A 24,311-nucleotide genomic window follows, 5' to 3' on the forward strand; every position below is an offset into this window, starting at 1 on the left:
AGATCTATGGCTAAAAGCCAAGTGACAGGGTGCTGTAGTGATTTTTGTCTAAATAACAAGTGGCGGCATCGATAATATTCATTAATAGTCATTATTATTTGAATAATGACTTGAAAGGACTAGATAATACGGCTAAAGGATCGATTCTTGCCCGCCAAATAGGTGTAACAAACTACGCATTAACGCAAGATATTTATAAGTTAACAAATTCAGACCAAGATAAGACTTATCCGATTGGGACAGACACTGCTCATTTAACTGATACATTCTTAGTATCATTAGCGGCACCTGCATCAGGTGCCGCAGTTAAACAACAAATGGTTGGGCATGCTGATAAAGATCACGGGAAAGGTGCGAACGTCTTTGTCTGGGCATCAGAAGATATCCAATTAATGAGGCGAACAGATGCTGCGGTTGCCAATGCAATCTACAAGACATCATTAACGTGGACAAACAGGTAAATAAATTTTTTGATGTAACGTACCATTTGGTGCGTTACGTATACGTAGATGAATTAATTTCATCGATAGTTTAATTTGAGAGGAAGTGCAACATGTATTATTTGAGCCAGTAGTATATAGAATACCAATCAGTGTCATCTAACTTGACTACAATTTGCCATAAATATGATATTAGTTTAGAACAATTTTTATATTTGGAACGACTGGTGATAGAAGGAACACAGTCGCCAAGTGAATTGGCAATGTTTTTTTAATATCAGGCCTGATTGTGACTCGTAAATTAAATGTGTTACAAGATAAGGAAATGATTGAAAAACTATGAGGTGAACTTCGAAATCAACGTTTGGCTAATATTACAATTACCAATGAAGGTCATAAGACTTATAAGAAGGTTAGCCACAATATTGTAGCGTGGCAAGCACGACGTAAATTAGAACAAATACCAATATTAGGGAATGTATTTTAGATAGCTATTAAAAGAGATTGGGTTTCACGTCAACATTTACGCTACTTTGTTGCTGGAGATTGGTGAGTTGACAGTGGCTGAGAAGCATGTTAAATTGAATTCTATTCAATATAATCGTTGAGTAGAGGGGATCGATATATCATGGATGAACGAGTAACGCAATATCGAGATGCGGTTTATGAGCAGGTTGTTAAAGTCGGCAAATCTTTAGGCAACGTGACACGACTACGGATACTAGATCTATTGGTGCAAGGCCCTAAAACAGTTGAAAATATCGCTAATATAATTGGTTTAAGTGTTGCGACCACATCACGTAATCTACAGATATTAAAACGTGCTAATTTAGTGACAATTGAACGGAGTAAAAATTTTATGACATATCGCCTTGTTTCAGAACAAATTAAGCAGTTGGTGACGTTATTAGTGACCGTGGCTGAGCAATCGCAACCGGAATTAGTGGCCGTGCAGACGATATTTAAACAACAAACGGGTTCGCCACAAACATTAACAATTCAAGCATTAAAAGCTAAACTAGGGGCCTCATCAACTTACCTAATTGATCTCAGGCCACACGATGAATATGCGGCACAGCACTTGCCAGGTGCGCATAATATTCCATATGATGAGTTACCGCAGTATTTTACTGAGTTACCGCGGGATAGAGAAATTGTCGTTTATTGCCGTGGGCGTTTGTGTGCATATGCCAATGTTGCTAGTCAAGAATTGCACGATGCCGGGTTTAAAGTAGCGACCTTTAATCAATCCGTGTGGGAATGGTCACAGGTGATGCCAGGACAAACTGATTAATAAGTCTGTTCATTTGACGTATAAAAAGTAAGATGATATATTGTGGGTATCAATTCAACGAAATCGTTGAATAATTTAGATAAGAAGGCGATTAGGATGGCAGCACAAATTTTAAACGAAGCCAATTTTAACGATGAGATTAAAGAAGGCGTGACGCTAGTTGATTTTTGGGCAACTTGGTGCCCACCATGTAAGATGCAAGGGCCAATTGTAGAACAATTAGCAGACGATTACGCAGGTAAAGCTAAGATTGCCAAGGTTGATGTTGACCAAAACCCAAGCTTAGCAGCTCAATTTGGGATTCAGGCAATCCCGACATTATTGATCATGAAAGACGGGCAACTACAAGAACAATTAGTTGGTTTACAACGTAAAGAAGCGTTAGCAACTAAGTTAGATGCCATATTAGCATAAATCATTATTTTTAAGAGATTACGGCGAAGAAGTTACTTTGTCGTAATCTCTTTTCTATTATTTTAAATAATTCGTCATGACTGCCTTAAAGAAGTCGACGTGTTTGAGATACATTTCTTCATCAACATATTCGTCAATCATGTGGCTAGTATCATTGCCAGGGCCGACAACTGCCACTGGTAAGTCAGGATTGTGCTGGGCGAGGTGGGCGGCATCGGTACCCCCAGCAACGTGCATCAGTGGATATGCTTGGGATAACTTTTGTGCGCCGATTTTTTGAACAGCTTGGATGAATGGCGCTTGTGGATTACTTTTAACGGGTGGTTGGTTATTAATGATGGTCAATTCCAGATTCATATCCGCCTGTTGATTGAGTTCCGCAATGATGGTATTAAGGTCAGCAATCACTCGGTCGCCAGTTAAGGCGGGGGTTGTACGAACCCGACAAGTAAGTTCTGCGTGACCGGGGACCGAATTAATTTGTTCACCACCGTTGATTAAGGTTGTGACGGGAACAATATCGCCGAGGACATCATCAATAGGATGCTTTTGATCGAAGTATTGTTTTTGCCGATTGTAGTAGGCAAGCAAATGATCAATTGCGTTAATACCGAGTTCCGGCATTGAACTGTGCGCGGTTTTACCAGTTGCCGTCACTTTAAAATCAAGGGAACCGTTATGGGCGAAAATTAAGAAATGTTGTTCATTGGTTTGATTAGCCGCAAGGAGTTTTTGAGCCATTTCTGTGGGGAATTTGTCGGGGTTATTTGCCAAGGCTTGTTTATCAACGCCAGATGGTTCGGCAACTAATAAGGCTGTTAAATCATCGGCATAGCCTTGAGCGGTTAAAGTTTGCGCACCAGTTTCGTTCTTTTCTTCATCGACGGTTGCGAGTAGTTTGATTTGGCCGTTTAAAGGAACATGTTCATCGTGTAATTCGATCATTGCAATCACAAGCGCAGCCAGACCAGACTTCATGTCGGTTGCGCCTCGACCGAAGAGTTTACCATCGCGAGCGGTTAGAGTGAAGGGATCACTCGTCCATTTGCTGCGATCACCGATGCTGACGACGTCCATATGACCAGTGACACCGAGGACTTTGTCGGTTGCTTCGCCTAGATAGGCCACTAAGTTTTCGCGGCCTGGTTTAGAAGCCACTTTTTCAGTGCGGATACCATGTTGTGCGAATAGATCGGCTAAGTAGTCGGCAATCACACCTTCTGCTTGGTCTGTTGTATCAATTGAGACCAGTTTTTCTAAAATTGCGATTTTTTCAGTTTTTTCCATCATCAAAAGACCTCCAGATAAGATTCAATATGCATTATAGAGCCCGCGTTTAGGGAAAGCAACGGACACAAATTAAGAAATTTCGCAAACGAAGTGGTTTAAAAAGAAAAATAGAAATTATATGACAACCGGTTGACATATAAAATAAAACGATTATACTTTAGTTATTCCAATAAAAGAAAGCGCTTTTCTTGAATGTTATTATTCATTGGAGGTTTTGCGAATAAAGTTTAATCAGTTAATTTTGATCATCAAAATGAATGGAGTTGAAGAAAATGGCATCTGTTATTAATGAAGCACCTCAGGAAAAAGCAGAAATCCCATTATTTCGTAAGCTGAGTTACTCACTGACGGATTTTGGGGGGAATGTCTTATTTGTTAGTATTAGTACTTATTTACTCTATTTCTATACGGACGTGTTTGGTCTTTCAATTGGGGTTGCTGGGACCATTTTGTTACTGACACGGTGTATTGATATGTTTGACGCGCCAATCTGGGGTTTTTTAATTGATCATACGCATACACGCTGGGGACAAAGTCGACCATACTTTTTATGGTTATGTTTACCATTTGCGGTATTCACATGGTTAACGTTTACGACACCAAACTTGTCAGGTACAACAAAAGTGGTTTACGCAGCAGTAACCTATGTAATAGCCGGTATTTTGTATACGGGGATTAGTACCCCAATGACATCGATTTTGCCTAATTTAACGAATGATCCGGAACAACGAACAGTATTGAATTCTTATCGGATGGTAGGGGGCAATATCGGGTTATTGATTGCCAATAGTGTCGTATTACCATTAGTCCAACTTTTTGGGCAGGGTAATGACCGAAAAGGCTTTTCGATTACGATGATTGTCATGGGCGTCGTATCGATTGCAGCCTTCTTAATTGCCTTTTGGAATTTAAGAGAAGTAAATGCAGTATCAACACAGTCTATTTCATTAAAAGAAAGTGTTAAAGCCACTAAAAGTAATTGGCCGTGGGTCTTAATTGTTTTAACCAATTTATTCTATTGGATTGGCACGACGATTAGAAGTTCAGCAATGATTTATTATTTCCAATATAATATTCATGCCAAAGCACTAGTATCAGTAGCGGGCGGTCTATCAGCCGTAGCGGTAGTGGGCATGATTTTAATTCCATTATTTGTTAAAAAGACAAATAAACGCACAGTGCTAATTGGGGCGCTAGTTCTCGCTGCTATTTCTAACCTCTTATTACAAGTCGTTGGTGCTAACCAAGTTGCAGTAGTAGTGCTCTATTGCTTAGGTTCAATTGGAACTGGGGTTGCTGCAGCAATGCCGTTTTTGATGCTTGCTGATGCGGTAGATTTCGGGGAATGGAAAAATGGTATTCGAGCAAGTGGCTTTTTAACAGCCATCGGAAGTGCCTTTTGTGTTAAAGCCGGGAGTGGGATTGGTGGTTTTGTGCCTTCTAAAATTATGCAATACTTTGGTTATGTGCCTAATCACGCACAGTCTGCGCATTCATTAGTGGGTATTAATTTTAGTTTTGTTTGGTTACCAGCTATTTTATTCTTGGTTGCTGCCATTCCAATGTTCTTCTATGCAAAATTTGAAAAGAACGAAGCAGCGGTTCAAGCAACATTAGCAAAACAACACTAAGGAAAATCAGCGTTTTTGATGCTTTATGTTAAAATATAAACGAGAGTGTTTAGTATGAATGACATAGGAGCAAAAAATGCAAAATCCCAAACTTGAAGACGTTGCAGCATTAGCAGGCGTTTCTAAAACAACTGTTTCGCGAGTATTAAATAATCGAGGCTATCTAAGTGAAAAAACAAAGCAAAAGGTATTCGATTCAATGAAAGCGTTACATTACCAACCTAATGATGTCGCTCGCCAACTGTTTTCGAAAGAAACGAAAATGGTCGGGTTGATTTTTCCAACCATTGCGAATCCTTTTTTTGGTCAGATGGCGGCGCAGTTAGAAATGAAGCTTTTTAATGCCGGTTATAAAGTATTAATCGGTAATTCAATGAATGACCCCTTAAAAGAAAAGGAATATCTACAGAAATTATTGGCTAATCAAGTAGACGGCTTAATTGTCGGTACGCATAATCAAAATATCGCGGAATACAACAATACCAATTTACCAATTGTGGCAATTGATCGGGTGATGAATGACGATATTCCAGTAATTGCTTCTGATAATTATGATGGTGGTAAAAAGGCGATGACATTACTGCTCAAACGGGGGGCACGCCATATCGTGCATACGGATGGGCCAACTGATTTGCAGTCACCAGCGTTAGATCGCCGGCGTGCTTATGAAGATATGATGGCGGCTAATGATTTACCAACCGTCATCTATACGGTCGCGCTTGATTCATCCGATACACAGAAGAAAGAAACGTTCCGACAGATTTTTAAAGAAAATAAAAAAATCGATGCGATTTTTGCATCAAACGACGTTGATGCTAGTCTGATTATCCAAGTGGCCACCGAATTTCAAAAGCAAGTCCCAGAAGATTTGCTGGTGGTTGGTTACGATGGGACAGATACGGTCCGCCTATTTAAGCCTGAATTGACAACAATCGTTCAGCCGATAGAAGAAATGGCGGCAGTGGCGGTATCAACTTTGATGGATCGAATTGAGGGCAAAGAAACTCCGCATAAAATTATATTACCAGTCACAGTTCATCAAGGGACAACGGCGTAGTAGTTTACGCTTGTTTTTGGCATAAAATGTCAATCGGTTGACATAAAGGAGAATGACGATGACAAAAAAATTAAATTATCCAGAAATAACAAATGATAGATATCGTTTAAATTACCATATTATGGCACCTTCGGGTTGGATTAATGATCCAAATGGGTTCGTTTTTTTTAAAGGCTACTATCATATTTTCTACCAATACCATCCTGAATCAGTTAAATGGGGACCAATGCATTGGGGACACGCTCGTAGTCGTGATTTAGTGCATTGGGAACAATTACCAATTGCGCTTTTCCCTGGGGATGCTGAAGATCCAGATGGTTGCTTTTCAGGTAGTGCGATTGAAAAAGATGGCCGTTTGTACTTGATGTACACCGGTCAACACTTGAAGGATAATGATCCTGAACAGTATTGGGAAACCCAAAACTTAGCGGTCAGTGATGATGGGATTCATTTTGAAAAGTACGCTGGAAATCCAGTGATTGCAACCCCACCAGAGGACAATGCACGCGATTTTCGCGATCCAAAAGTCTGGTTTGATGGGCAAACTTACTTCGTTGTGATTGGCAGTAAAGATCAAGCTGGGCTAGGCCGCGTTTTATTGTATCAATCTAAAGATTTAATCGACTGGGACTATATTGGACCAATTGCAACAGCTAAGTCAGTAGATGAAGAAGGCTATGTCTGGGAATGTCCAGATTTCTTCAATATGGCAGATCAAGATGTATTAATTATGTCGCCACAAGGCATTAAGGCTAACGGTTTGAAATATCGTAACTTCCATCAAACCGGTTATCTAACGGGGCATTATGATGAGGCCAATCAAAAATTTGAACATGGTGCATTTCGAGAACTTGATCATGGGCATGATTTCTATGCCACTCAAACCACAGTGGCGCCAGATGGTCGCCGGATTCTATTCGGTTGGTTGGCAATGTGGGAAAGTATAATGCCAGAACAAGCGGATGGCTGGGCAGGGGCCCTAACATTTCCACGAGAGATAACGGTCAAGGGAGATAAAGTGTTGATGACTCCTGTCAGAGAAGTGGCGCAGTTGCGTGAAACATGCTTGTTAGACACAACGGGTGCTAACAGTTTCCAGGCACCAACCAAAAGCTTAGAGTATTTAGGTAATTTTACTAGCCAGCAGAATGTTGGTTTAAAAGTCATCGATGCCAGCAATCAAGTTTTGATCGACTTACAATATGATACACAGACTAAAACGGTTGCGTTACAAAAGTATAACGACGATCAACCACGGATTACGACTATCGAAGTAGCGGATCAGTTTGATATTCATTGTTTAATCGATACGAGTTCAATTGAGATTTTTGTTAATAACGGGGAAGCTTGCTTCTCAGAACGAATTTATAGTGAGAATGCTATCCGTATTGAAACTGATAGTATTTCAGAAAACGACACTGTTAAAATTTATCAACTTGGAGGAATGATGTAATGTTATTAGGTAGTATTGAAGCAGGCGGGACTAAATTTGTTTGTGCCATTGGGAATGATGATTATCAAGTGAAGGATAAGATTCAAATTCCAACGACCACCCCAGCCGAAACGTTAGGTAAAGTGGTCGATTATTTCAAGCAGTTTGAAATTGATGCTTTAGGGATTGCGACGTTTGGCCCAATCGAAGTTCGCACGACTTCACCTAAGTATGGGTATATCACTTCAACACCTAAACCAGGCTGGAAAGACACTGATTTCTTAGGTTTTCTCAAAAAAACAATTGATGTGCCAATGTCATGGACCACGGATGTGAATGGTTCAGCTTATGGCGAATTCACAATGGCGACCCTCTTCAACGAAAAAATTAATTCACTTGTTTATTATACAATTGGAACGGGTGTTGGTGCCGGGGCTGTGACGAACGGTCAATTAGTTGGTGGTATCGGTCATCCTGAAATGGGGCACGTTTTATTGAAACGTCATCCGGCAGATTTAGATTTTGCAGGGATCTGTCCGTTCCACGGTGATTGTCTAGAAGGCTTAGTGGCTGGGCCAACTTTTGAAGCCCGGACTGGTAAAAAAGGGATGGATGTACCGTTGACGGATCAAACATGGGATATCATGGCATATTATATAGCTCAAGCGGCAATTCAAACGACACTAACATTGCGCCCTAACAAAATCGTCTTTGGCGGTGGGGTCACGAATCCTGTACTACTTGATAAAGTACGCGTTCAATTTGCTGAATTGTTAAATGGCTATGTTCAAGTGCCACCACTAGAGCAGTATTTAACGATGCCTAGTGTACCCAATAATGGGTCTGCAAATGTCGGCAACTTTGCCCTAGCCGCTAAATTATTAGTCGGTTAATTTAAAAATATTGGAGGAAAAAATCATGACAGAAGCTTATTATTACGATGTAACCAATTGGCCGATTGGCGATCCTTTTGAAGATGTTGGTCAAGTGATCAACAGTATGATTGCTGATATTAAGGAAAAACAAAACCATAAAGATCTTAATGAAGGTGGCAAACCAGGTGCAGTGATATATCTCCCACCTGCTGATTATCATTTAAAAACTCAAGTTCTAATTGATATTAGTTTTCTGAAAATTATGGGTGCTGGCCACGGCTTCACCTCTTCAAGTATTCGCTACAATGTGCCCGAAGAAAATGTCCCTAATTTACACGAACTATGGCCGGGTGGCAGTCGTATTTTAGTGGATCTAAAGACGACATTAGAGACACCAGAAATTGATGGGGCCGCCTTCGTTGTTAAACGGGATGGCGATCCCCGGATTAGTTCTGTTGAATTCAATAATTTCTGTATCGATGGGTTACACTTCATTGATGATGGCACTGGCGAACCTAACGTTGAAAATACTTATGTCAATGGCAAGACTGGGATTTATGTGGCAAGTGCACAAGATTCATTCTTGATCTCAGATATGGGGCTGGTTTATCTTGAACACGGCGTGACAATTTATAACGCGGATGCTTTAACCATCCATAATAACTTCATTGCTGAATGTGGCAACTGTATCGAATTGCGTGGTTGGGGTCAAGCTTCTAAAGTAACGAATAACTTGATGGGCGCAGGCTTTAAAGGTTATTCCATCTATGCCGAAAATTTTGCACAACTCTTAATCAGTAGCAATAATATTTTCCCACGAGGCGCAAGTACAATTGAATTTAATAGTGTTACCCGGTCATCAATTGTCGGGAATATCTTACATGCATTTTATGCCGGTATGGTCATTTTTAAAGCCAATTGTTCTGAAAACCTCGTTTCAAGTAATCACTTCTTACATGATCACGAACCTTGGATACCAATGCAGGTTCATGATAATGGCTTAGATGATCTATTCGGTTTATTAACGATTGAAGGCGATCATAATTCAATTATCGGGAACCATTTCTCAGAAATTCTAGACCAAGAAAACATTAAACCATTGGGTGCTAAACCAGTGATTATCCGTTTAGTAAAAGGTAATCATAACTACGTGGCAACCAATAACGTTGTGGCAACTGAAGCCCATTCAGAAAGTGGCGATTCAGCCTTTGCTGCGCAAGTCGATTCACTATTAACAACGGAAGTTTCGGCAGCAATCGATGTAATAACCGTCTTAGTTGAAGCAGACGCTGTTCAAAATACAATTCTAGATTCGGGTACTGAAGCACAGGTTGTGTTAGATCCAAAGGTGAATGCGTTTAGAGCAACACCGTCAATTTAGATAAAAAGCCGTCACGCTTAGCGTGGCGGCTTTTTATCTGTCTGATTGGTGAGGGTTTCTTTAAAAATCTGACTGGCGCTCGAGAAAATCTGCCCTTTTTTCCAGATGATGTTCGTATTGACAGAGAGTGGTGGATTTAATGGGATGAATTTTAAGCCGTTATCCTTGGTATTGATAATCCCGTCGATGCACAATGCTGCGTTGTTACTGGTTTTAACGAGAAGCGAAGCGTTGTATAAAAGCGTATAAGTGCCGACAACATCGAGCTGATCGAGATTGACGCCAAACCAGGTACTGATTTGTTGGTGAACGAGGGATTGGCCTGAAATGAGTAGGGGATATTGGGCTAAGGTCGTTGCATCCACGGTGGATTGACTTGCCAAGGGATGATCATCGGCAACGAGCACGCCCCAGTGATCGGACATGGGTAAGCGGACGTATTCGTAGCGTTGCTTTTCAACAGGATCGATGACGAGCCCAAACTCAAGTAAGCCCTGATCAATGCGTTCTTTGACCTCATCGGCTGAACCGCTAAAGAGTTGAACGGTGATGTCAGGATAACGTTGGCGTAAATCATTGATGATGACCGCGATTAGTTGAAAAGCTTGCGTTTCGCCTGAACCGATACTGATTGACCCACTGACGACAGTCTTGTGGGTCAAGTTGGTGGTTGTGGTTTCTACTAATGATAGAATTTCGCGGCCCCGTTTTTGGAGATAAATCCCGTCGGTGGTCAACGTAATTTCACGGTTACCACGGGTAAAGAGTTGGACGCCTAATTCGTCCTCCAAATCTTTGAGTTGTTTAGAGAGCGTGGGCTGTGATAAGTGGAGGACTTCAGCAGCCTTGCTGATAGTCTTTTCTTGTGCAACGGTTAAAAAATAATTCAAAACGCGAATGTCCATCGTGATTCTCCTATCGTTAAAATCTATATCTGAATATTCATTATAAGTATTAGTCATTGCTAGTGTAGCGAAGTATACTAAAAACATCAAGAAAAGAAGTGTGTTCAAGCTTGTTCAACTTTCGAGCATTAGCTGAGTGGTGCAAATGAACGACGAAGTCGGTCGTTTGTGCAACGTAGCTAGGCACAGAAAGTTAGCTTGAAAAGCATGTTAAGAAAAGAAGTGCATTCAAGTACGGTAAAAGGAGGTGCGAAGCAATGGATTATTCATTACAATCAAGAATCACGGGGCGACCGATTTATCATGATTCCGAGTTGTTGCAAGAAATTCACTTGGTCAAGGGCAACAACGAGCGGTTGGTGATGGAAATGAACACTGGCTATCACGATGCAGCCGAAGTGCGAGCGTATTTAAAGTGTATTACGGCTCAAGAAATTGATGCGTCAGTGACAGTATCATTACCGTTTTATACGGACTACGGTAAACACATTACCTTTGGTAAAGAGATTTTTATTAATAATAATGTTCTGTTCGTTGATTTAGGTGGGATTACGATTGATGATCACGTGTTGATTGGCCCGCGGGCTTCATTAATTACTGTGAATCATTTGGAAAATCCTGCCGATCGGCGCGGTTTATTCGTTAAACCAGTGCATATCAAAAGGAACGCGTGGATTGGCGCGGGGGCGACAATTCTACCCGGTGTAACAGTCGGTGAAAATGCGATTGTGGCTGCCAACGCCACGGTCACCAAAGATGTGCCAGACAATATGATTGTCGCCGGGACACCGGCAAAAGTCATGCGTCAAATTAAATCAGAAAAGGAGTTTTAACATGTCAATTCAAAATAAAGTCGTCATCATTACAGGTGCTTCATCAGGGATTGGGGCAGCAACTGCCAAATTATTAGCAAGCAAAGGGGCCAAGGTTGTTTTGGCCGCTCGTCGCGAGGATCGTTTGCAAGCTTTAGTAACCGAAATCGGTGAAAATGCAATTTATCAAGCTACTGATGTGACTGATCGGGCGCAAATGGCGAGCTTAGTCCAATTAGCGCTTGATCATTTTGGTCGCGTAGATGTTTTATATAACAATGCCGGCGTGATGCCCCAAGGTAATTTGAGTGAACGCGATTACGATCAATGGCAAAAGATGCTCGACATCAATATCATGGGTGTTTTAAATGGAATCGGGGCGGTCTTACCAACGATGCAAGCCCAACAAGATGGTTTGATTATCTCAACGGATTCAGTTGCCGGTCACGTGGTTTACCCAGCTTCTGCCGTTTACAACGGGACAAAATATGCAGTACGCGCTATTATGGAAGGCTTGCGCCAAGAAGAAAAAGATAACGGGATTCGCTCAACGATTGTTTCACCAGGTGCTGTTAAAACAGAACTGGTCAATACAATTGGCAATACCGCTGTTTTCGAAGGCGTTAAGCAATTAATGGATGCACCTGAAGAATCAGCATTAGCGCTCAATCCAGAAGACATCGCCAACGCTGTTTTATATGCGATTGACCAACCCAAACACGTGGTGGTCAGTGAAGTCTTGATTCGTCCAGCTAAACAACAAGTTTAAAAGAGTGTCGACTGATGTAGCTAAACACAAGGCATTGCTTAGGCGAGCACGTTTCAAAGTGGTATTTAGCTACTGAGAATTAATAAAAAATCACCTTAATCTGTTTTTTAAGATTAAGGTGATTTTTTAGATTAAGTACAACCAGGTTGGTAATCAAAATGTGAAATGGATGACAACAGCTTTTTAAAATGAAAAGTCGTATAATAACAGTATTCTAAATGAAATTGGAGATCATAATATGGCAGAATTGATGCGATTTTATCAAAGTTTTCAACCAGAACATTATCAAGTTTTCTTAGATATTAACCGAGCTCAAAAACGATTTAGTGGTCGGACAACGATTACGGGGACGGCCAAGGAAGCGGTAGTCTTAATTCATCAAAATGGTTTGGTGATTGAAACGGTAAGTGTTGCGGGGCAGAGCGTACCGTTTACAGTTGATAATGATGCGAATGCCTTAAAGGTTGAAGTAGGTCAACCTGGTGAAGTGACACTGGTCATTTCATACACGGCCACTTTAACGGATTCGATGATGGGCATTTATCCTTCTTATTATGAAGTAGACGGGGTCAAGAAAGAGTTGATTGGGACCCAATTTGAAACCAACTTTGCGCGCCAAGCCTTTCCATGTGTTGATGAACCAGAAGCCAAAGCTACTTTTGATTTAGCGATTAAATTTGACGAACACGAAGGCGAAACGATTCTCAGCAACATGCCTGAAAAAGAAGTCATCGATGGCGTTCATCATTTTGAAACGACAGTTCGCATGTCAACGTACCTTGTAGCGTTTGCTTTTGGTGAACTCCAAGGGGCTCAAACGCAGACGAAGAGTGGCGTGCAAGTGGGTGTTTTTGCAACTAAGGCTCATCAAGCTAATGAACTCGACTTTGCATTGGATATTGCCAAACGCTCAATCGAATTCTTCGAAGATTTCTACCAAACGCCATATCCACTCCCACATTCATGGCAGTTGGCCTTACCTGACTTTTCAGCCGGTGCGATGGAAAACTGGGGCTTAGTCACTTATCGAGAAGCATACTTACTGCTCGATCCAGATAATACGGCGCTCACGACGAAACATCGTGTAGCGACCGTCATTGCTCACGAATTGGCGCACCAATGGTTCGGCGATTTAGTGACAATGCAATGGTGGGACGATCTTTGGTTAAACGAAAGTTTTGCTAATATGATGGAATACGTCGCCATCGACGCACTTGAACCTGATTGGCATATTTTGGAAAGTTTCCAAACCTCAGAAGCACCAGCTGCCCTACAACGGGATGCGACTGACGGTGTTCAATCAGTCCATGTCCAAGTTAAGAATCCAGCTGAAATCGATGCGTTATTCGATAGTGCCATTGTTTACGCTAAAGGGGCACGGATGCTCGTAATGGTTCGCGCTTTAATTGGTGACGCTGCATTACGCGCTGGTTTGAAAGCTTACTTTGCAGCCCATCAATTCGGAAATGCAACGGGCGCTGATTTATGGGCTGCCCTTGGTAAAGCGGCTAACTTAGACGTTGGCGCTATTATGAACTCATGGCTCGAACAACCAGGTTATCCAGTGGTAACGGCCAAAGTCGTTGACGGACAATTAACGCTTAACCAACAACAATTCTTTATCGGTGAAGGCCAAGAAGTCGGCCGTCAATGGCAAATTCCATTGAAGAGCAACTATGCGGCGGCACCATTATTGATGACTGACCGCGAATTAGTACTTGGTGATTACGCCCAATTACGTGCCGCTAATGGTCAGCCGTTCCGCTTAAATGTGGGTAATGAATCACACTTCATCGTTAACTACGATCAAACGCTATTCGATGATATTTTAAAAGATAGTGCTGAAATGACACCAATCGCACAACTCCAATTGCTACAGGATTTGCGTTTATTGGCTGAAGGCCGTCAAATTAATTACGCCGATGTGGTCCCAGTGTTAGCCCCATTTGCTAAGAGTGATTCAAATGTCGTAGCGGAAGCCCTTTATACGGTTGCGGGTAACTTGAAGAAGTTTGTCACCGCCGGGGAGACGAGTGAACAACACTTGCGGGCTTTCTTCGATCAATTGAGTAGCGCACAAGTCGCCCGCTTAGGCTGGACCATTCAACCAACGGATACTAATGATGATCAATTGATGCGGCCAACAGTTTTAAGTGCAGCCTTGTATGCTAAGAATCAAGCAGCGATCGATGCGGCGCACACATTATTCCAAGCTAACCAAGATCAGTTGGCAACTTTACCAGCTGCTATTCGGGTACTAGTCTTGATGAATGAAGTCCAAAACTTTGGTAACGCTGCGCTTTATAGTCAACTCTTAAAGGCTTATCGTCAAACGAGCGATGCCAGCTATAAGAATGACTTGAGCGCCGCCTTAACACGCACGACTGATCCTGAATTAATCACCACTTTAATTAGTAAATTTGAAGATGCCGGTACAATTAAACCGCAAGATTTACGGGCTTGGTTCCGGGGGTTACTCGCTAACGACGCGAGTCAACAAGCCACTTGGGATTGGATTCGCAATGATTGGCAATGGCTAGAAGAGACAGTCGGTGGTGATATGGAATTTACAACTTATATCACATCAATCGCTGCAGTCTTCAAGACGCCAGAACGCTTAGCGGAATTCAAAGCCTTTTTCGAACCTAAATTAGACACCCCAGGCTTAACCCGGGAAATAACGATGGATATGAAGGTCATCGAAAGTCGCGTGGCCTTGATTGAAAGTGAAAAAGAAAAGGTTAATGCGGCAATTGCACAACAAATTTAATAGCATAGCGTAATGAAAAGCCATCCTAACAAAAATTGTTATGGTGGCTTTTTTGTATAAGTAAATTTTTAAAATCAATTGTTAGGTTTTTGTTGACACAACCTAACTAACGCGTTAAACTGATTTTCGTTAGGTTAACCGATATAAAAACTAACTAATTATGAAAGCAGTGATCAATATGACAAATGAAACACAAGAAATCATGGCGTTGTTCGCTAAACTTGTTCAATCACGGTATTTTGTGGCATCGGCATGGATGACGGTCGGTAAAGAAAGACGGCGTGATTTTATGAATACGAAGGGTAAATCACGATTATTAAATCTATTGGTTGCTAAAGATGGGCTAACGAATGCTGAAATTACAGAATTACTAGATATTCGTCCTAGTTCAGTGAGCTTGCAAGTCAAGGCACTTGAAGAAGATGGCTATGTTACACGCCAAGCATCAGCAGCCGACAAGCGCGTTTCCCTCATTTTTATTACCGATAAAGGGCGGGACTCAATTGAAAAAGGTGATTTGGAAACCGATAAATTATCAGAAACGATTCTGGCTGGTTTAAGTGAATCTGAAATCAATGAATTACGGGCGATCTTAACGAAAATTACCAATAATGTACAAGAATCACGTTTTGATGCAGCCTTTTTTGAACACGGGCATCAGATGCGTCATCAAAATCACGGCGATTGGAATCATTCACGATTCCCTTGGTAGGAGGTTGTTATTATGCAACAAATGAGAGTCGCACCATCTAAAAGTCAATTTAGTTTCAAAGATTTTCTAGGTTTAATTAAGAATACAAAACCTAAATATTGGCAATTGTTCTTGGGTTTAGCATTAGGGCTAGTTGCAACTGGTGTTCAGTTAGCCGTTCCTAGTTACGCTAAACAATTGATCAATAGTTTTTCAAAACAATTTAATATTTACATGTTGATTGGGATTGTTGTTTTATTCATCTTGAGTGCGGTGATCAGTGCCGCTTCGGGATCGCTACTCGGCTTTTTCGGGGAAGATGTTATCCAGAAATTGCGGAATAACATCTGGGATAAATTATTGCATCTTAGAGTGAGTTACTTTGATGACGTGAAGTCGGGCGAAATGACATCACGACTAGTGAATGATTCAACTCAGATCAAAGATCTATTATCACGATCATTTCCCGGATTAGTAACAGCCATTTTCACAATTGTGGGGGCGTTCGCTATTATGCTCTTTATGGATTGGAAAATGACTTTAATCATGGCCTTTTCAGTACCATTGGTCATGGCCGTGATGTTACCGATTGCGAAGAAGTCACATGCCATTGGGCACACCCGTCAAGATGAGTTAGCTCGTTTCAATGGCGAAACGGATGAGACACTGAGCGAAATCCGCTTGGTCAAATCGTCAAATGCGGAACAACAAGCCAGCCAACAAGGGCAAACGGCTATTGGCAGCCTTTATAAGATTGGTTTACGCGAAGCCATTTATGATTCTATCGCGGGTCCGATTATGACCGCCGTCATGATGGGCTTAATCGTTGGTATTTTGGCTTATGGGTCAGCGCGAGTTGCCCAAGGCACCATGACGATTGGCGCGATGTTCTCATTTTTAATGTACTTATTCCAATTAATGGGGCCAGCCGCCACGCTAGGTCAATTCTTCACGACGCTCTCAAAAGCTAGTGGCTCGACAGAACGGATTCAAGAATTGATGCAAGAGGCCGAAGAAGATTTTGATCATGGAACGGCAGTCGATGTTGAAGGCCAAACGTTGAACGTTGAATCAGTTGATTTTGGCTATGACGATGATCAAACGATTTTGCATGATTTATCATTTGAAGCGCAACCCAATACCGTCGTTGCTTTTGCAGGCCCTTCCGGTGGTGGAAAATCGACAATCTTCAGTTTGTTAGAACGGTATTACGAACCAAATCAGGGTACAATCAAGATTGGTGAAACGCCAATTAACGATGTTTCGCTAGCCGATTGGCGTGAACAAATCGGTTTTGTCAGTCAAGATTCAGCCATTATGGCGGGGACGATTCGGGATAACTTAACTTATGGGTTGACCGGCGAATACGCAGATGCACAATTGTGGGCTGTATTGCAATTAGCTTTTGCTGAAAAATTTGTGCGTGAGATGCCTGCAGGCCTTGATACAGAAGTCGGTACTCGGGGTGTTAAAGTCTCGGGTGGTCAACGGCAACGATTGGCAATTGCGCGGGCCTTTTTACGTGATCCTAAGATTTTGATGTTGGATGAAGCGACAGCCAGTCTCGATTCAGAATCAGAGGCAATGGTTCAAAAGGCTTTAGAAACTTTGATGGAAGGTCGCACGACCCTCGTCATTGCGCACCGTTTAAGCACGATTGTCGATGCAGATCAGATTTACTTTATTGAAAACGGCCACGTTTCCGGTGCCGGTAAGCATCAAGAATTAGTCGCCAACCATGAACTCTATCGAGAATATGTAGAGACACAATTTAATCAAGACTAGAGTGCGTCATTAATGGTTAGCTTCTGAGCATTAAGGGTTAACTGATTATTTTAGGCTCTTTCAAAAACAGAGTAGTGTCTGAATCAATTGGACGCTACTCTGTTTTGGGTTTTAAGTTATAATAGTAGCAAAGCACTATAATTTAGTGCATACTATAACATATTTATTAGCTATTGGAGATTATAAGATGAATGAATTTTACTTAGTGGCGCTACTATTAGTTGGGGTCATTGTGGTCAACGTGGTCGAACAACTTGTGCCACGAATACCAGAAGCTTTCTTATTAATTGCGATGGGGCTAGGTCTTTCGTTGATGCCGGTGTTCCACAATTTTCAGTTGGAACCTGAATTTTTCATGTTACTGATCATTGCGCCGTTGATGTTTATCGATGGGCAAAAGCAATCGTTTGCCAATATTCGCAAGAGATTCCAAGGGATTTTCTTACTCTCGGTCGTCTTAGCGGTTGTAACGGCAGTGGTAGTTGGTGTTATGACCAAGCAAATTGAGGCTCGGTGGACGTTCCCATTAGCGCTTGCGCTAGCCGCAATTGTCACCCCAACGGATGCAGTCGCAGTTAAATCAATGACCGGTAACAATGATATGCCCAAAGGTGTCGGCGAGGCCCTCGAACTTGAATCGCTATTTAATGATGCGACTGGGTTGGTGATGTTGGATCTTGCCTTGTCAGTGCTCTCAAAAGGGACGTTCTCGGTTGTTGAAGGCATTGGCCACTTTCTATTTGTAGCTGTTGGTGGGGTCGTTGTCGGTATTATTGGCGGGTTCTTATTGGTAATGCTCCGTTTTAACTTGAATCGGCATGGCAAAAATCCGGAATTAACGACAATTCCGATTAGTTTATTGACGCCGTTTGCGATTTACTTATTAGCAGAACATTTTGGGGTTTCCGGGATTTTAGCCGTGGTTGCGACTGGAATTGAACATAATTGGGAAGCGGATCGTCTACGGTTGACATCAACGAACGTTCAACTCACTTCACGAACTATTTGGAATATTCTAGCAGATATTCTGAACGACTTTGTTTTTTTAATCTTGGGAATTTCATTACCAGAAGTCGCACGAAATATGATGCAAATGGGTTGGTGGAGAGCCGCTGCCTTATTAGGGGTCAGCGTTTTAATCTATGTTGCGATGTGGATTGTTCGCTATGTTTGGGTATTACGTGGCGATAGTCCTTGGATTTCAGCCTTCTTTGGTGATCGAAAAGGGGATGAGCGGCCATTTTTTGCCCGTTTATTCGCAGTCAGTGGCATTCACGGTACGGTGACGTTAGCGATGGCTTTTTCACTACCGAACAAGATTGCCGGGCACGCCTTTCCATATCGGGATGAATTAATTACGATTGCGACCTTCGTCATTTTAATCAGTATGATAGTTAGTGCGATTGTGTTACCCCATAAGTTACCACAAAAAACGGAAGCTTATACGATGGCCGATTTGGATCACATTCGCAATAAGATGGTTGACTATGTTATCTTGCAAATGCGTTCTCAAATTGAAGACCATGCCGTCCGCGAAGCGCTAACGGACCAGCTTCAATCACAAAAGAGCAATCGACTAACGGTTGATCGCGTACAAGCGACGGCTAATTATAATGCATTGTTGAGTGAAACTAAGGAAGTAGTGGATAATTTCCTCCATTGCGATGATGTTAATAATCGCTACAGTCCAGAGGTTGTTAATCTATATGACCGAATTTTTCAACGGGTGTTAGTTGAATCTAAACGCGATCATCTCGGGTTACGCATGAAACATTCGGTTAAACATTGGAAGAAAGAACTTCTTTGGCACACAAGCCATCGCGTGATTACGAAGAAACAGCGGTTACGTTTCCATGATGCGAAAATGGCCAATAATCCCCAATATTCAGAGCGGGTTGAGAATTGGCAAGCCACCCGGGATTCTTTATTAGCCCTTAATAATGAAGTGACCGATACAATTGATCAATATCTCGATACCGTTTTGGAGAACCGCTTAAAGCAAAAGCATAGTGATAATGATTTTGTTTATCTGGTTCGCCGAACGATGAATCACTTCTGTGCACACATCAAACATGATTATCAAAAAGGGGCCACAGTAGTCCCCGATATCTTGTATGTCCAGGCTTTCCAGCATGAATATGATTTTGTGCAACAAGGGATTAATGCTGGCTATATTAATCAATCGATTGCCGGTGTGCTGTATACCGAAATTAACCAAGCGCAGTTATTACAACTGCAACAATTCCAAGAAACGGATATGGCGTTAATTGAAGCTTAATTAATAGCTACCAAAAAAGAGTCGCTCAGGTTTTAATCTGAACGACTCTTTTTTGAACTGTTATTCAAACATTTTCTTAGTAGCGCGCATCAATGTCTTGATGTCACGATCATAACGTGGTGTGTCGACTAATTTTGCCATTGGGATCCCAGCAAAGTGGTAAGCCGCGATTTCGCCAGAACGCACGGCACTTTGTTCAGTGAAAATCATCTGATAAGGTTGTTCAACAAATTCACCAGTGAAGGCTAAGTTGGTTGAATGTTCAGGGATGACTTCGGGGCGGTCTGTCTTGGCACGATTGTTGAAGAGTGCTGAAGCATATGGCATATAGACCGGGATGTTGTTGATGACACTGTCCATGATTTCAGCTTCTTTTTCGCGGATATTGATTGGGCCAGGATCAACTTTTGATAGTTGACCAATCAATTCTTGCAGCATTTCCTTACCCGTCATTTCGATATAAGGTTTGTCCACGAATTCACCGCTTCGACGTGGATAGAGGAAGTAACCCCAGATAACCGCTTCGTTTGGTTTTTGCGTTGTGAAGTGAGGTTGGTGGTGAACAACAATCGACATATTAACATCTTTTTGACCAAGTGGTGTAATTGGTTTTGTGGATAGGAATGAGTTTAACGCATTCCCTGGAATTTGAGTGGTAATCCGTTCAATTTCGTTTAAGAGCGTATGGTTCTTAGTGGTTAAAGTGAAGCTGACCCATTCACTGGCATTGCGGTCAGCGAAGAATTTATCGGGATTGCCAAGGTTATAGAATTTAGAAGCAATTTGCTTCCATAAACCAGCTGCAGCACCGTAATCCATATTTTCAGGTGCTGGTGTATTATAATCGCCAAGGGTTGCAGAATCTGTAATTGACCCATTTGTGAAGATAACAGCAGTGTCATCATCAACTGTGATGTGTTCAACTTCATCGGTTTCGGTGTTGGTCATCGTCATACCAGTAACTGTAATTTCATCGGTCATCTTAGTCTCTTTAAAGTCTAAGTCAGTAATCCGCCGGTTGAGGATAATGTGACAACCTTGCGCTTTTAAGTAGTTAATCAGTGGCAACATGATACTTTCGTATTGATTGTAACGGGTCCGGTTAACGCCGACTAAGTGTTCAATTTGAGTGAATTCATAAATCATTTGGTGCATATAACGACGTAATTCCTGTGCGGAACTTTGGGTTCTGAAAGCAAAGGTAGTTTCCCACATGTACCAGAAGTTAGTTTGGAACATATGTGGATCATCTTTGAAGTATTCGGCAATTGAAACGTTATCTAATTTTTCTTCTTCAGAATCAGGCATCATAATTAATTTAGTCATTAATAACCGATCCTTATTATTGAAGCCGAGGTGCCCAGCATCCAAAATGCCTTTACTACCTTCTAATAAACGGGCTTTGTCAAATGTACGGTGTTGGGCATCGAATGAACGCGTATCTTCTTCAGCTGTCATATTAGGTTCAGTTGCTGAAGGAATCCGGCCTAGAAGATCCATTAAATCGACATAAGTCCGATAGTTAAGCATCCGGCCACCACGGGCAACGTAGCCCTTAGTATTTTCGAGTGGGTGGTTTTTATTCCAATATTCATCAGTTGTTTCTGAAACTGGGGCACCATCGTTTGAACCATGGTCATCTAATGAGTAGAATGTAATCGCATCGCCAGGCCAACCGCCTTCTTGAATTAAATAGACTGCTGCGGCCATGTTTGAAAGGCCAGCGCCAATCATAATTGCTTTTTTCTTAATCATATGAAAAACCTCCTAGATTCAATTTAGAAATGACTAGTGATTAGCGACTTTCGAACTTTTCGTAATCAACTGAATCATCTCTAAACAGTTCCATTTTCTTAGCAACTAAGCAAGCACCGGTAACTGTGATCCCTGCAAGTACGAGACTGCCTAATAAAAATTTCTTCATGATATTCGCTCCCTTTCATTCACTACTTTTAATATCTATATTATAACGCGAATCAAAAAAACAAAAAAGATAAAACCCTTACAGAAATGATGGTCAGGATTAAATAGTCGTTAATACGTTGATACAGCGGGGAATAAGCGACTAATTAAGTTTGAGTTAAGTCGCTCTTGATTATTTCCTGGGAAATGGCAGATTTGCCAAAATAGGCTAGTAAAACAGGATGTTAGAGAATGTCGCGCGTTTATTGAAGCGGGGTGTGAGATAATAGCTAGGCAATTAGTGAGGGTTGGATGATACTCGTAATGACAGGAGGAATAGTATGAACATTGGTCAACAAATCAAACAAAATAGATTGAAACGGGAATGGACCCAAGAATACTTAGCGCAGCTGTTGAATGTATCACGTTCGACAGTTTCAAGTTGGGAAGTTGGCCGTAATTATCCCGATTTAGAAACAATTGTGGCGATTAGTGATTTATTTGCTATTTCTCTTGATAAATTATTACGGGAGGACAGTGTCATGACCAAAGAAGTTTCAAAACGGATACACATGAACAAGTATTATAAAATCGCCTTGACGATAATTACAGTTATTTTATTAGGATTGGTGATTAGTAATCGACGCCTAAGCCTACTGGAACAACGTTATCGGGCGAATTTAAGCCATTATGGCTGGCATCTTGATAAGGATGATAGTCCATATGCTAACAATAGTGCGTATGAACTTAAGAAGGGGGATATGACCTATTACACTAATATTCTACCAACTGGTTATAATCCAATTCCATTGGAAGAACGTAAGGTGAATATTATCACGCGACAAAATGGACACGTTGTTGATGTTTTAGATAGTCAGCATATTACCGTCGTCTTTTCGAAGTCAAATGATGCCAATCTAAAGTATCAAGGTAGTGTTCAAGTTAATCTAACAGGTGAACTGATTGCTGATCAACCACGATTAAAGAATGTTAAGAAAGCGTATTTTAAAGCGTATTTAAAACAGCACCAAAAGATTTATCAAACCTTAATTCAAAATAGTCTCGAGAAAAAGCAAGAGATTATTACTAAACGGTAGTTAATTGAAAGTTAACGGCTAATAATGCTTGACCTCAAGTCAGCTTGAGGTTGTAAAGTAGTTTTATCGAATAGAAAAAGGAGACTTTTAAATGCAAAAATTATCTGCCTTAACAGCCCCAATGACTTTAAGCAACGGTGTTACCATTCCAGGATTAGGTTATGGCACATACCAAACACCTAACGAAGAAACGAAAAAAGCGGTCTTAGAAGCTTTATCAGTTGGCTATCGCCATATCGATACGGCTGCCGTTTATGGTAATGAACAGGGTGTTGGTGATGCTTTGAAAGAAAGTGATATCGCTCGTGAAGACATCTTTGTGACAAGTAAGTTATGGAATACAGAACGGGGCTATGACGCTACTAAGGCGGCATTTGCGCAAACAATTGCAACCTTAGGTGTTGATTACTTAGATTTATATTTGATTCATTGGCCAGCGAATACCAAACAATTTGGTGCCAAAGCAGCTGAATTAAATGCTGAAACTTGGCGGGCAATGGAAGACCTATATAATGAAGGTAAAATTCGTGCAATTGGGGTTTCTAACTTTATGCCACACCATTTAGATGAACTCATGAAGACTGCTGTTATCAAACCAATGGTTAATCAAATTGAAGTGCATCCAGGCTGGCCACAAGCAGCAGCTGTGCGTTATAATCAAGCCCATGATATCTTAGTTGAAGCTTGGGCGCCACTTGGCGAAGCCAGTGCGCTTTCGAATGAAACGATTGCAGCAATTGCTACGAAACACGGTAAAACAGCTGCGCAAGTTTGTCTTCGTTGGGGGATTCAACAAGGTGTGTTACCATTACCTAAGTCAACCCATCAAGAACGTATGGCGCAAAATACCGACATCTTTGACTTTGAATTAACAGATGCCGAAATGACCCAAATCAGTGCTTTGGAAAACTTAGGCGGTCAATGCATGGTGCCAGATGACGTTGATTTTTAATCAAGCGTAAGGAAGGTTAATAATGGCATTATCAATTGGCGAAGTCGCCCAACAATATGATTTAAGTATTCCAACACTACGATATTATGAAGAACAAGGGCTATTACCGTTTATTAAACGCAGTCCGGCTGGTCGCCGTGAATTTCGGCAGGCAGATTTGGATTGTCTATGTGATATTGAATGCTTAAAAAAAACGGGCATGCAGTTGAAAGACATTAAGCAATATATCGATTGGCGAACGGCAGGCGATGAAACATTGGACCAACGCTTGGCGCTGATTCAACAACGGCGGCAAATGTTGGCTAACGAGATTGAATCACTGCAAGCAGAATTGACGAAGCTGGATCATAAAGAATGGTATTACACAAAAGCCAGCGAAGCCGGAACCGAGGCTATTTTTACGGCAGATTGTGATACGGAATACGAACGCGCTCACCAGAATAAGTAATTAAAATGAGGCATCCTTTAAGGTGATGTCTCTTTTTTGTGCTTTTTAATAAGGGAGGAGATAGTTGCGGACAAGCTAATTTTTAAAA

General features: G+C 41.5%; 20 protein-coding genes. 17 read left to right on the top strand and 3 right to left on the bottom strand.

All coding sequences use genetic code 11. From position 1 onward, the window contains the following. The first annotated feature begins 98 nt into the window (after window positions 1-98). From C0213_01080 to trxA, 3 genes are all read left to right on the top strand, one after another. Window positions 99-461, top strand: a complete 363-nt coding sequence (locus C0213_01080; GenBank protein AUX11092.1) for a hypothetical protein — start codon at window positions 99-101, stop codon at window positions 459-461. A gap of 607 nt (window positions 462-1,068) precedes the next feature. Then, window positions 1,069-1,734, top strand: coding sequence for a transcriptional regulator (locus C0213_01085; protein AUX11093.1), 666 nt, complete (start codon window positions 1,069-1,071; stop codon window positions 1,732-1,734). 96 nt (window positions 1,735-1,830) lie between these two features. Then, entirely contained in the window at window positions 1,831-2,148 is a 318-nt protein-coding gene (gene trxA, locus C0213_01090) for a thioredoxin (GenBank protein ID AUX11094.1), read from the top strand. Between the two features lie 57 nt (window positions 2,149-2,205). On the opposite strand, the gene C0213_01095 is transcribed toward trxA, so the two are convergent. Further along, a complete protein-coding gene (locus tag C0213_01095) occupies window positions 2,206-3,438 on the bottom strand; it encodes a succinyl-diaminopimelate desuccinylase (protein AUX11095.1) in 1,233 nt (410 codons plus the stop codon). A gap of 272 nt (window positions 3,439-3,710) precedes the next feature. On the opposite strand from C0213_01095, the gene C0213_01100 reads away from it, so the two are divergent. From C0213_01100 to C0213_01120, 5 genes are all read left to right on the top strand, one after another. Next, window positions 3,711-5,069, top strand: coding sequence for an MFS transporter (locus tag C0213_01100; protein ID AUX11096.1), 1,359 nt, complete (start codon window positions 3,711-3,713; stop codon window positions 5,067-5,069). A 76-nt stretch (window positions 5,070-5,145) separates the two neighbouring features. Beyond that, window positions 5,146-6,126: a LacI family transcriptional regulator gene (locus C0213_01105; GenBank protein AUX11097.1), complete on the top strand. Its 981-nt coding sequence runs from the start codon at window positions 5,146-5,148 to the stop codon at window positions 6,124-6,126. 52 nt (window positions 6,127-6,178) lie between these two features. Beyond that, entirely contained in the window at window positions 6,179-7,579 is a 1,401-nt protein-coding gene (locus tag C0213_01110; protein ID AUX11098.1) for a sucrose-6-phosphate hydrolase, read from the top strand. After that, on the top strand, window positions 7,579-8,451 hold the full coding sequence (locus C0213_01115) for a fructokinase/branched chain amino acid--2-keto-4-methylthiobutyrate aminotransferase (GenBank protein ID AUX11099.1): 873 nt from the start codon (window positions 7,579-7,581) through the stop codon (window positions 8,449-8,451). Before C0213_01110 ends, C0213_01115 begins: the two co-directional genes overlap by 1 nt. A gap of 25 nt (window positions 8,452-8,476) precedes the next feature. After that, window positions 8,477-9,814, top strand: coding sequence for a fructotransferase (locus tag C0213_01120; protein AUX11100.1), 1,338 nt, complete (start codon window positions 8,477-8,479; stop codon window positions 9,812-9,814). Window positions 9,815-9,831: 17 nt separating this feature from the next. Here C0213_01120 and C0213_01125 read toward each other — a convergent pair whose 3' ends face one another. Then, window positions 9,832-10,719 carry a LysR family transcriptional regulator gene (locus C0213_01125; GenBank protein AUX11101.1) on the bottom strand — a complete coding sequence of 296 codons (888 nt, stop codon included), beginning with the start codon at window positions 10,717-10,719 and terminating at the stop codon, window positions 9,832-9,834. A gap of 257 nt (window positions 10,720-10,976) precedes the next feature. On the opposite strand from C0213_01125, the gene C0213_01130 reads away from it, so the two are divergent. The 6 genes from C0213_01130 (at window position 10,977) to C0213_01155 (ending at window position 19,824) form a co-directional block, all read left to right on the top strand. After that, window positions 10,977-11,552 (top strand): acetyltransferase, encoded by a 576-nt coding sequence (locus C0213_01130; protein ID AUX11102.1) that lies wholly within the window; start codon window positions 10,977-10,979, stop codon window positions 11,550-11,552. 1 nt (window position 11,553) lies between these two features. Then, complete coding sequence (locus tag C0213_01135; protein ID AUX11103.1) at window positions 11,554-12,300, top strand: oxidoreductase; 747 nt, start codon at window positions 11,554-11,556, stop codon at window positions 12,298-12,300. Between the two features lie 238 nt (window positions 12,301-12,538). Beyond that, window positions 12,539-15,070 (top strand): peptidase, encoded by a 2,532-nt coding sequence (locus C0213_01140; GenBank protein AUX11104.1) that lies wholly within the window; start codon window positions 12,539-12,541, stop codon window positions 15,068-15,070. A gap of 160 nt (window positions 15,071-15,230) precedes the next feature. Continuing rightward, the gene (locus C0213_01145; protein ID AUX11105.1) at window positions 15,231-15,782 is read left to right on the top strand and encodes a transcriptional regulator; all 552 of its coding nucleotides are present in this window, start codon (window positions 15,231-15,233) and stop codon (window positions 15,780-15,782) included. A 12-nt stretch (window positions 15,783-15,794) separates the two neighbouring features. Beyond that, on the top strand, window positions 15,795-17,546 hold the full coding sequence (locus C0213_01150) for a multidrug ABC transporter permease (GenBank protein ID AUX11106.1): 1,752 nt from the start codon (window positions 15,795-15,797) through the stop codon (window positions 17,544-17,546). Window positions 17,547-17,733: 187 nt separating this feature from the next. After that, window positions 17,734-19,824, top strand: a complete 2,091-nt coding sequence (locus C0213_01155) for a sodium:proton antiporter (GenBank protein ID AUX11107.1) — start codon at window positions 17,734-17,736, stop codon at window positions 19,822-19,824. Window positions 19,825-19,884: 60 nt separating this feature from the next. On the opposite strand, the gene C0213_01160 is transcribed toward C0213_01155, so the two are convergent. Next, window positions 19,885-21,579 carry an oleate hydratase gene (locus tag C0213_01160; protein AUX11108.1) on the bottom strand — a complete coding sequence of 565 codons (1,695 nt, stop codon included), beginning with the start codon at window positions 21,577-21,579 and terminating at the stop codon, window positions 19,885-19,887. A gap of 488 nt (window positions 21,580-22,067) precedes the next feature. On the opposite strand from C0213_01160, the gene C0213_01165 reads away from it, so the two are divergent. From C0213_01165 to C0213_01175, 3 genes are all read left to right on the top strand, one after another. Continuing rightward, entirely contained in the window at window positions 22,068-22,823 is a 756-nt protein-coding gene (locus C0213_01165; GenBank protein AUX11109.1) for an XRE family transcriptional regulator, read from the top strand. Window positions 22,824-22,914: 91 nt separating this feature from the next. Next, window positions 22,915-23,775, top strand: coding sequence for an aldo/keto reductase (locus tag C0213_01170; GenBank protein ID AUX11110.1), 861 nt, complete (start codon window positions 22,915-22,917; stop codon window positions 23,773-23,775). Between the two features lie 22 nt (window positions 23,776-23,797). Continuing rightward, entirely contained in the window at window positions 23,798-24,223 is a 426-nt protein-coding gene (locus C0213_01175) for a MerR family transcriptional regulator (GenBank protein AUX11111.1), read from the top strand. The last annotated feature ends 88 nt before the right edge of the window (window positions 24,224-24,311 follow it).

The sequence above is a fragment of the Latilactobacillus sakei genome, from assembly GCA_002953655.1.
Classification (GTDB): domain Bacteria; phylum Bacillota; class Bacilli; order Lactobacillales; family Lactobacillaceae; genus Latilactobacillus; species Latilactobacillus sakei_A.